This window comes from Psychromonas sp. (assembly GCF_983033635.1).
This window is the reverse complement of the sequence record NZ_CEZLMY010000131.1, coordinates 1-9685: the sequence shown is the minus strand read 5'-3', so window position 1 is coordinate 9685 and position 9685 is coordinate 1. Positions and strand designations below refer to the sequence as shown.

At 39.1% G+C, this 9685-nt stretch carries 12 protein-coding genes; 9 read left to right on the top strand and 3 right to left on the bottom strand.

Translation table 11 applies throughout. The features are described 5' to 3' along the window. Positions 1 to 201 precede the first annotated feature (201 nt). Complete coding sequence (locus AC4GME_RS14245) at positions 202 to 1227, top strand: Preprotein translocase subunit SecY (protein ID WP_490375950.1); 1026 nt, start codon at positions 202 to 204, stop codon at positions 1225 to 1227. A 120-nt stretch (positions 1228 to 1347) separates the two neighbouring features. Here the strand turns inward: AC4GME_RS14245 and AC4GME_RS14240 are convergent, their stop codons facing one another. From AC4GME_RS14240 to AC4GME_RS14230, 3 genes are all read right to left on the bottom strand, one after another. Then, positions 1348 to 2103 carry an alpha/beta hydrolase gene (locus tag AC4GME_RS14240; protein WP_490375951.1) on the bottom strand — a complete coding sequence of 252 codons (756 nt, stop codon included), beginning with the start codon at positions 2101 to 2103 and terminating at the stop codon, positions 1348 to 1350. Continuing rightward, positions 2100 to 2483: a DUF2784 domain-containing protein gene (locus AC4GME_RS14235; protein WP_490375952.1), complete on the bottom strand. Its 384-nt coding sequence runs from the start codon at positions 2481 to 2483 to the stop codon at positions 2100 to 2102. The genes AC4GME_RS14240 and AC4GME_RS14235 overlap by 4 nt, the downstream gene beginning before the upstream one ends. 226 nt (positions 2484 to 2709) lie before the next feature. After that, complete coding sequence (locus AC4GME_RS14230; RefSeq protein ID WP_490375953.1) at positions 2710 to 3357, bottom strand: alpha/beta family hydrolase; 648 nt, start codon at positions 3355 to 3357, stop codon at positions 2710 to 2712. A gap of 532 nt (positions 3358 to 3889) precedes the next feature. On the opposite strand from AC4GME_RS14230, the gene AC4GME_RS14225 reads away from it, so the two are divergent. From AC4GME_RS14225 to AC4GME_RS14190, 8 genes are all read left to right on the top strand, one after another. Then, entirely contained in the window at positions 3890 to 4420 is a 531-nt protein-coding gene (locus AC4GME_RS14225) for a hypothetical protein (RefSeq protein WP_490375954.1), read from the top strand. Between the two features lie 188 nt (positions 4421 to 4608). Further along, positions 4609 to 5193 (top strand): hypothetical protein, encoded by a 585-nt coding sequence (locus AC4GME_RS14220; RefSeq protein WP_490375955.1) that lies wholly within the window; start codon positions 4609 to 4611, stop codon positions 5191 to 5193. A 180-nt stretch (positions 5194 to 5373) separates the two neighbouring features. Continuing rightward, positions 5374 to 6024: a LysE family translocator gene (locus tag AC4GME_RS14215; RefSeq protein WP_490375956.1), complete on the top strand. Its 651-nt coding sequence runs from the start codon at positions 5374 to 5376 to the stop codon at positions 6022 to 6024. Positions 6025 to 6122: 98 nt separating this feature from the next. Beyond that, positions 6123 to 6761 carry a LysE family translocator gene (locus AC4GME_RS14210; protein WP_490375957.1) on the top strand — a complete coding sequence of 213 codons (639 nt, stop codon included), beginning with the start codon at positions 6123 to 6125 and terminating at the stop codon, positions 6759 to 6761. 122 nt (positions 6762 to 6883) lie between these two features. Next, positions 6884 to 7519 carry a LysE family translocator gene (locus AC4GME_RS14205; protein ID WP_490375958.1) on the top strand — a complete coding sequence of 212 codons (636 nt, stop codon included), beginning with the start codon at positions 6884 to 6886 and terminating at the stop codon, positions 7517 to 7519. A gap of 103 nt (positions 7520 to 7622) precedes the next feature. Then, on the top strand, positions 7623 to 8087 hold the full coding sequence (locus tag AC4GME_RS14200; RefSeq protein ID WP_490375959.1) for a GNAT family N-acetyltransferase: 465 nt from the start codon (positions 7623 to 7625) through the stop codon (positions 8085 to 8087). A gap of 57 nt (positions 8088 to 8144) precedes the next feature. Then, complete coding sequence (locus AC4GME_RS14195) at positions 8145 to 8894, top strand: metallophosphoesterase family protein (RefSeq protein ID WP_490375960.1); 750 nt, start codon at positions 8145 to 8147, stop codon at positions 8892 to 8894. A 63-nt stretch (positions 8895 to 8957) separates the two neighbouring features. Then, on the top strand, positions 8958 to 9575 hold the full coding sequence (locus AC4GME_RS14190; protein WP_490375961.1) for a hypothetical protein: 618 nt from the start codon (positions 8958 to 8960) through the stop codon (positions 9573 to 9575). Positions 9576 to 9685: the final 110 nt, after the last annotated feature.

Here is a 9685-nt window from a genome sequence, read left to right as displayed (position 1 = left end):
AGCAAAGAAAATAGACGATCCAATTCATTTATTGAACAATATTTTCTTTTTCTCCAAGTAATTACCTATAACCCTTGTGCTTACTGGCTTTTTTCTACCTTGCCCTCTACAATGCGCGACAATTTTCATTCCAATATTTGTAAATAGAATTATCGACCGTTCTGTTTCTAGACAAATATTCTTATTTAGACGAATAACGCCATGAGTAATTTAAAAAAGACACGTATACGACATGCTAAAGGCCCTTTTGCTATGACTGTGGTATACAGCTTTACTGGTGCAGCTATTTTAGCTTCAATTATATTTTCTCTACTTCTCTTTCTCTCCATTGACGATGATCCCTGGATGAAGGTGCTATTTGGCGCTTTGGCTGTGATTTTTGAGTTAGGCAAGTTTTTTGCGTGGTATGAGTTTGGTGAGCGCGTTGCCAGACGCAATTTAACGGCGGCCTTTTCAGCGTTTACGTTTTATTCTATTTTAGCTGCCATCTCGATTGGAGGCAGTGTCGGTGGTATCAATAGTGCAACTAATACAGCGCAACGACATGTGGATATCCAACAAAGCAAGATTACTGCATTTGACTTGCAGATTACTGCGATAGAGAAACAGATTGATTTAAACAATGTTGCTGCCGAAAAATATATTGAACTTAATCGTATCGCTACCGGGGTTGCGCGTATTCAAAAAGAGAACGCGTTACTTAGACAGCAACAGGTTGAGCTAGCAGTACAAAGAGACAGTTTACCCGTTGCCACTCAAGGCTCTGTCTTCGGGCTTATTGGTAGCTTAGCTGATGGGCTTAATATTAATGCAGCGGAAGCTCAGCTTGGCCTGGTAGTCTTTTTATCCGTATTACTGGATCTGTTCGCCGCTTTTTTTGTCGGTTTAATCGGTGAAGAGATTAGATTTACGCGAACCATGGCAAGCAGAATAAAACAAGCTGAGTTGCTTACGAATAATGCTAACAGTGCAAAACAGCCAATTGAACTTGAGGTTAACGATATTCCAGAGGAAGTCGAGATGGGCATCACTCGCCCCGAAATTCTCTTTCAAAAAGCACTTGATATATTACATAAAGGTGATGTTCGCTGCAGCAAAAAAGCAATTGCAAATAAGCTTAATATTAGTGGCGAAGAAGTTGACACGATATTTTTTGGTTTACTGGAAAAAGGCTTAGTCACCCAAAAACCAAACCGCCATTTCAGCTGGCAGGGTGCAGCCGCCTGATAATAAAAAGCCGTGCACAATCGGCTTAAGCAGAACATTTCTGTTCCAAGGCAAAATACAGCAGGCTATTATTGCTTCTCTGAATGAGATGTTACACTTGGAAATTATCCCAGGTTATGATTATTCCAACGCGCGCTTCAACCCGGCAACGTATTCAGGATACAGCGAAATATCGTTATGATCGGCTCCGCTGACTAGAGTAGAGTCGATCAGTTGATCTGAGAACTCTGCAATTAACCGCTCGCTTCTTGCCCGGGGGATCACCCGATCGTTTTCCGCAATAAAGATATAGGTTTTCGCGCTAATGTTTTTCACCCGCTTTATTGACTGGAACTTATCTTTAATAAGCAGAGATACCGGAAACATCCAATAGACACTTTTAGCGACATTTAAGATGCTGTCATAAGGGGTGACCAGTATTAGTTTTTCCACCAGCCGGTTAACCGCCACATAGGTGGCAACGCCGGAGCCAAGACTCCTGCCCATTAAAGATATCTGCTGATGGTTAACTTTTACCCGATCAAAAATATGCAGAGCATCGTGATAGAGATGCGCTTCGCTGGGATCACCGGTACTGTTACCATAGCCCCGATAAGGAATTAAATACACGCTATAATCCGGCAATACTCTCTTAAAAAAAGCAATATTGTTTTCGATACTTTCGGCATTGCCGCCATAATAGATTAACGCCTTAGCACTCCCCTCATTGACCACCCAGCCGCTTAACTGCTCGCCATCCGTATTAAACTGGATTTCAGTCACACCACTGATTACAGCTGGCGGTTGTGGAAAATATAAAAACTTACGCTGCATAATAAACAGCACGAGGCACAAGCCAATATAGAACAACACTATTTTAATCATGGCATTTTTCATCCTCGTTTCCTACTCTGCTTAGTCATACGTTTATAATAGACAAAAGAATAGATGCCGATATTAATTACCACGACAAATATGCCAATTACAATCTGCATATTGAGGGTTAAATTGACCGGGTAAATGACAGGGATTAGATAGTGACTGACAAATCCTCCCGTATAGCCCTCACTCCCGGCAAGACTCCTAAACTGATTTTCCAGCGGGGTCAATGGACAGATCCAGCCCTTAAAACTGATCAGCGCTGCCCAGATAGCGGCGGGGAGATGAACAAAAAACAGAGAGCCGCGCCAGATCAGCAATAGCCCGCCCAAGAGAGCAAAAATAATAAACAGCAGGTGTACTATCAGCACTAAATCCGCCAGTATTAGGTAAATCATTCTCTTTACCCCACTTATCAGCACCCATACCTGATATTAAGAATTGCATACCTGCAACTTAAAGACTCAGAAATCAGCATCTTGAAATAGTTTGGCTATACATTCTGCAATCAAGATTGCAAGCAAACGCCAAGCTTTATACAACTATGGCTGAGGCATGCAATCTATGCCAATTAATACACATCATCTTGGCACTTAACATTAAAGTTTTTTATCGTCTATCAAGCTAACAGTTAGTTATTGCCTTTTTAATAAATACCGCCAGTGTATCCATTGCCCGCTGTAAATGGGCTTGCTGGGTAAATCCGCTCTTTACTCTAGGTTTAAGGTCGTGGTTACCATCTTCAAGCCATAACCATTCAATATTGGCAGGCAGGCCATAACTATCAACCTCCTCTTTATTTCCCATGGTATCTCGCTCACCTTGAATAATTAAGAGATCCTGCTTAATTAATGGAAAATGTTCAGTGCGCAATTTTTCCGGCTTACCAGTTGGGTGAAACGGGAAACCTAAGCAGGCAACGCCTTTAATAAGACTATCATCTGCAATCACTTTTTCACTGGATAACTGCGCTGCCACTAAACTTGCGATACGCCCTCCCATAGACTTACCGCCAATCACCATAGGTTGCTCTATGCCGGCAATCAGCGCTGCATATTGCACAATTAACTTAGGCGCCCGCTCCGGTGGTCGACGCGTGCCGTTATCAATACGTTGCTGCATATAGGGGAAATTAAAACGGGCCACGCGAATCCCCCGCAAAGCCAGCCCTTGCGCGATGCTTTCCATAAAAACGGAATCAGCGCCCGCGCCTGCACCATGTGCAAAAACAAATAAAGGCCCGTCAACGGGACCGTTGTAGATTATTTTCATTATTGTTCCTAGTTAAGTCGGGTTCAGTTTTTATAAAATGCAAAGGATAATGCTGATAATGCGTTAGCTGCGCTTCCATCGTCAAGCTTTGATCTTTTGGCGTTAACACTTTTCATTTGTGATTTCGCTAAAGTCCTCGAGCAAACAGGAAAAACGAAAACGGAAATATCCTAACCGAACAGCTTGTTATAAGCAAAATACAGCGCCCTGCTCTCTATTTTTTTGTAATGACAAAAAGCACAACGACAAAACAGCAAAAGGCAGTGGACAGATCTTTTTTACAGTAATAAGGATTTTCCGTGTTTCCACCGCAAACAGGGAACTTTTCCACCTTTCTACAATAGCTAGATCCTATTGTAAAATACAAACGCTTGATAAAATCAACAAAAGACGTAAAATTAATCTTTATTGCAAATGTTTGATGGGCGTTTTTCTTGTGGAAACACGGAATTGTTCCGTCTAATAAGATGTTAGTTGCATGATAAGCTAGTCTAGTTAACTCTTTACTTTATAAACTATAAAAGGAAAATTAATGTTTAAATATATTGTGATATTAGCGATCGCATTTGGGGGATATAAAGCTTTTCTATCCCCCGAAGGGTTTATGAAATCATCATCTAGTGAAGTGTATTCAGATGAATATAAGTTTCAAGTACAGTTCCCTAACAAACCTAAAGAAAAGTCACAAACGGTAGATTTACCTGAATTTGGCAAAATTAAGTTAACTACTTATTATGTTCGAAGTCCTGAACTAGCGTGCTCTGTTGGGGTTTCGGATTATTTAGAGCAAACAGAAGTCTCGGGAGATATCTATGATCAAATAGATGTAGCCAAAAGACATTTGCTAAAAGGCTTTGGAGGTAGCATTAATAAAGAGGAGTTTATTTATAACGGAAGTGTAAGTGGTTATGAATTCAATATGCGAACAAAAAGCAATAAATTATTACAATCACGCATTTTTACATATGAAAACAATGCATATAACCTTATATGCCAATACCAAGATACTGATGACTATAGAATAAAAGTGAACGATTTCATGCAATCATTTACTTTTATTTAAATAGATTAATAGGTTACAGAGCAACTAATCGGGTAGCCTGAGATATCTAGCCTCCAGCCCCCACACCACCCTGCATTCGGCTCCACACAGGGCGGTTCATCTATCGAAATGTCATGATCAAGTATTTAATCTTGTTAAAGACTTGATCCCATTAACTTTTTTGAGGCGTTAAGTGTATTAGGAGCATTATGGAACAAAATCAAATTTTTACCCGACCAACATATTTGGAGGTTTCCAGTCATTTTCTCCATGATGCCATCGACTTCAACATTAGATACAAGTTTTGTATGGAAAGTGATGGACCACTTTTTGGTGAGCCGAAGTCTAGGCGAGCAAAGTGTTTCATTGACCTGAGAATGGGGATCGAGTCAGATCTAAAGTCACTGATATGCTATCACGACTTCAATAATAGAAAAGGTAAAACGCTAGTAAAATGGATTGAAAAGTTTCGGCATAATATAGAACGAATGACGAATCGAATTGAGCCATATTTAGCAGCCGAGTTCATGGAAAAGCATAAATCGAACTTACTAAAGCTAGAAAAACTACCAGTAGATTTAAGGTATCGCTTCGATACATGGGAGTTCAGTGAAAACCAGGAAGCGTTGTACGATGAAACCATAGGTTGCAATAGATGGTTAACGGAAATGTATCAAATCTTAGAACAGTTGATAGATTTGGCTAATTGCAATCTAAAACAACACGGTGGCATTGTAACAATGGAGGAAGTATTAAAAGAGTTAACTGAGCCAAGGTTCAAAAAACACACTTAACTAATAAGGATAGGTCGTAAGGATGTCAGCGAAATGTCAGGGTCAGAAATGTCAGGGTCAAGTCTTTAATCTTGATATCAATATTAAAGATTTGACCCCATTAACTGCTCGCCGGTGAGAAAGGCGTTATATTTTTTGACAATAGTCAGTACAAATCGAAAATAAAAAGGAGGATTAAGGGTGGAGATTAGTCTTTTCGGAATGTTTGTGACGGTAGCTGTAGCGCATTTCCTTGCACTTATCAGTCCCGGACCTGATTTTATACTTGTGGTAAAAAGTGCAATTAAAAATGGAAGTAAAAAATCCATTAGTGTGGCGGCTGGCATCGCTAGTGCTAATGCAGTGTACATTAGTTTGTGTTTAATTGGTGTTGGTTCCATTCTTGCGAGTTCTTTGATGGTTATGGTCGTTCTTAAAGTGGCTGGCGGTCTTTTTCTTATTTATTTGGCAATAATGGCTTTACGAGCAAAGAAAAGCAGTTACAAGGATTTGGCTTTAAGCAAGACAGATAGCCTTTATGTAGAAACAACCTTCACACGCGAATACCTGACGGGATTTATGTCAGGTATTTTGAACCCGAAAAACCTACTATTTTACATGAGTTTATTTACGGTTGTTTTAACGAAGGATGTTAACTTTACCTTCAAAGTGGTGCTTGGTGTTTGGATGACATTGGTCGTATTCTTATGGGATTTATCGATTATTTATCTTTTATCAACAAGCAAGGTACAACGTAAGTTCTCCAAAATAGCGTATTACTTAGACAAGTTTACTGGTGCTGTTTTAGGCATAATTGGTTTCACAATAGTGAAGTCTGCGCTTACGAAATAGGATGGTGGAACAAACTATAAGTTGCTGCACTGGACTGTTTACGGCTGTCACGGTTTTTGTGGGTAACATCAATTTACTTATGAAAGGGTAATTATCTTTTGAATTTTGAAACTTGGTTATTATTTTTTGTAGCTTATTTAACAATTACTTTATCTCCTGGCCCAAATGTTTTGCTGGTGATAAAAAATGCGGTTAAGTATGGTTATAAAGCAGCAAGCGTTACTATTCTGTTAAATCTCATCTGTCAGCTTATGATCATTACATTAGTTGCTTATGGCGCTGGTGCATTATTAGAAAAGTCCCCTATATTGTTTTTCGCTTTAAAGTTAACAGGCGGGGCTTACTTGATTTATCTTGGTATAACAGGCCTTCTTACAAAAGTGGGATCTAGCCATACAGAGAAAATAGAAGAGATATCTCCAATACAATTTTCTTATTATAAAGTGTGCAAAGAAGCTTTTTTAGTTTCAGCAAGTAATCCTAAAACGATAATTTTTCTTTCAGCTTTTTTACCGCAATTTATAGCAACTGACGCATCTATTGGTTGGCAATTTACAATAATGTTTTTGACAATTTGTTTTATTGTCATGTCTGTGCATTTAGTTTATTCGTATATCGCGAAAAATATAAATAAGAAATGGTCAGGCTTAAAAGCACAACCTATTTTTTCTAAAATAACAAACAGTGCATTTTTAGCCTTTGGTTGTGGTGTGCTATTAAGTAGTCGTACAACGTAAATATAAGCAAATTAACAGGACTGAAACAGCGGGCTATTTTCGCTACGCACAAGTTTAGCCCACAATTTTCAGCCCGTTAATTTGGGCGTTACTTTTTGAATTTAACGAAATAAGGATTATTCGTGTCTGATTTTAGTTTTTGGTTATTATTTTTTTCCACTGCATTAGCTTTGAATATCGCTCCTGGGCCTGATCTTTTATATATATTGACCAAGACAATAGCGAATGGGAAAAAAGTAGGTATCGCATCTTCTCTGGGAGTATGTACAGGGGCGCTTTTTCATGTGGCAGCAGCTGCTGTTGGTTTATCTGCTATTTTGGTTTCATCCGCATTTTTGTTTTCAATAGTGAAATTTTTAGGGGCTGGTTACCTAATCTATTTAGCCTACCAGTCATTTCGTTCTGCTGGTACTAGTTTAAATATCAAGTCAGAGGAGCAGCCTAAAGAATCCGCATGGACAGCTTTTAAGCAGGGTGTACTTGTTGATATTTTAAATCCTAAAGTGGCTATCTTTTTCATGGCATTTTTACCCCAGTTTATTCGCGATGGCTATGGCTCTGTTCCCATTCAGCTACTTTATTTAGGTTTGTTAGTTATTGCGGTCGCTGTTGTAGTTGAAGTTATTTATGTATTAGTCGCATCAAAACTGACAGAAAAAGTAAGAAGCAGCAAGACTGCCAGTGTATGGATCGATCGTGTTGTCGGAACGATTTTTACTGGATTAGGGTTGAAACTGGCAATAAGTTCGAGCATATAACCTAGTGTCTTAAAAGCGCTTAAAATGCGATATCAAAGCGCTATTTTTTCTAATATTTGCTGTGAGATAATTCTACAGCCTCGTTATATTTCAAGGAGAGTGTGTGCACTTTATTTCAGCCACTGAGGCTCACTATAAGGGAATTTTAAATTTAGTTCCTTCTCGTGAAGAGTTATATCTTGTTTATCCAAGCGGTACTTTCCCTTTGGATAATTCTCAGTTACAACAACTTGCAAAAACACGCAGTGATTTAACCGTCGCTATTGATGGTGAGCATGTCGTGGCTTTTGCTAACCTGTATCAGGTTAATCAAAGCTGCTCAGCCTTTATCGGGAATGTTGTGGTTGCCAATTCACACAGAGGACAGGGAATAGGTAAAGCTTTAACATTACACATGGCTGAAGTATGCCAAGTAAAATATGAAGCAACTCCCCATTTATCTGTGTTCAACTTTAATACTAAAGCTTTGTTAATGTATACAGGATTAGGCTTTAAGCCATATGCAATTGAGCAACGTGAAAACTTAACAAAAGAACCTGTCGCGCTTGTACATATGAGCCTGCGTTAGAACATTACAAATCAAGCGAGGCATTACGGCTGTTTGCGGCGTTATAAGGAGAGTGTGTTGGAAAAATTTGCTGTACTGTCAGATATTCATAGCAACGTATTTGCTCTTAAAGCTGTTGTTGATGATGCGAAATCAAAAGGTGTGACAACTTTTATTAATCTTGGTGATATTTTATATGGACCGATTGCTCCAAGAGAAACATATGATTATTTGCTTTCTCTGGATGCAATAACGATTTCGGGCAATCAGGACCGACAAATTTATGAGGCCACAGAAGCTGATATTATTTCTAATCCAACCATGCAGTTTATCTTGAATGATTTGGGTAAATCACCCTTGTTATGGATGCAGCAGTTACCTTTCGATTTACAGATTAACGCTGATATTTATGCGTGCCATGGCACCCCGAGCGATGATCTTGTATATCTATTAGAGGAGATCAGTTCAGGTCGTGCCGAACTGCGATCTGATAGTGAAATAATTGAGTTATTAAATGGCGTATCTTCACCGGTAATTATTTGCGGGCACACTCACACGCCAAGATGTGTTGAGTTATCAACGGGTCAAATAGTTATTAATCCTGGGAGCGTCGGCCTTCAAGCTTATAGCGACGATCAACCTAGCGTGCATTCTATGCAAAATCATTCATCAAAAGCATCCTATGTAACCTTGCAGAAAAAAGCAGATAAACAGTGGGAGATAGTGTTTCACAAAGTTGATTATGATCTACAAAGTGCAATAAATGCCGCTAAATCACAAGGTCGTGATGATTGGGTGCATTTCCTGTCCACAGGCAGGTGCTTATAACAACGCAAGCAATCGGCGTGTAAAATTGCACAAAAGGTAAATAAAGGTAAATAAAGGTAAATCATGCACCGAATCATAGTTTCAGATATTTTTGGAAAAACAAAATCATTAGAGAAAATATCAGATTCACTATCTGGAACTGTAGAAATTTTTGATCCCTACGATTCTGTATCAATGAATTTCAAGACAGAGCAGGAAGCCTATGCACACTTTAGTTCTGAAGTTGGCTTGGAAAAATACACAGAGAAGCTTAAAGAATATTTGTTGAATCTTAAAAAACCGGTATCTTTGCTTGGGTTTAGTGTCGGAGCTTCAGCAATATGGAAACTATCAGCAGAGCAAGAGATCGTTAATGTTTTGGGCTCAGTATGCTTCTACAGTTCTCAAATCCGACACTACAGAGAGATAGTGCCACAATTTCCGGTTCAACTTGTCTTCCCAAGTGATGAAAATAGCTTCTCGATAACTGAGCTGATAGAACAACTTAAAAAAAATAAGCGAGTAAAAATTCACCAAGCGCCATACCTTCATGGATTTATGAATTTTCATTCTCCAAACTTTACCCCTTATGCATACGCCCTATACTTAAGGGCTTTGTGCAATGTGCCATGTAACACCTGTATCCAAATGAGCGAATTCTTCAGAATAAGCGACTTCAGCAAACGCTTTGTGAGCGGCTAACTCACTAATTGGAGGCTAGCAGCAAGTGGCGAGTTATTATGTCTATAGCTAGCAAGCGTATAGATCCAAATGAGTTTCGTGAAAATGGTTGATTTAGCGTAGTATGTCGG

What these genes read in the sequence shown, in the direction of transcription:
- AC4GME_RS14240 (WP_490375951.1), bottom strand. Translation starts at nt 2,103, where the DNA reads ATGAAAAATGCCATGATTAAAATAGTGTTGTTCTATATTGGCTTGTGC.
- AC4GME_RS14235 (WP_490375952.1), bottom strand. Translation starts at nt 2,483, where the DNA reads ATGATTTACCTAATACTGGCGGATTTAGTGCTGATAGTACACCTGCTG.
- AC4GME_RS14245 (WP_490375950.1), top strand. Translation starts at nt 202, where the DNA reads ATGAGTAATTTAAAAAAGACACGTATACGACATGCTAAAGGCCCTTTT.
- AC4GME_RS14190 (WP_490375961.1), top strand. Translation starts at nt 8,958, where the DNA reads ATGCACCGAATCATAGTTTCAGATATTTTTGGAAAAACAAAATCATTA.
- AC4GME_RS14225 (WP_490375954.1), top strand. Translation starts at nt 3,890, where the DNA reads ATGTTTAAATATATTGTGATATTAGCGATCGCATTTGGGGGATATAAA.
- AC4GME_RS14220 (WP_490375955.1), top strand. Translation starts at nt 4,609, where the DNA reads ATGGAACAAAATCAAATTTTTACCCGACCAACATATTTGGAGGTTTCC.
- AC4GME_RS14230 (WP_490375953.1), bottom strand. Translation starts at nt 3,357, where the DNA reads ATGAAAATAATCTACAACGGTCCCGTTGACGGGCCTTTATTTGTTTTT.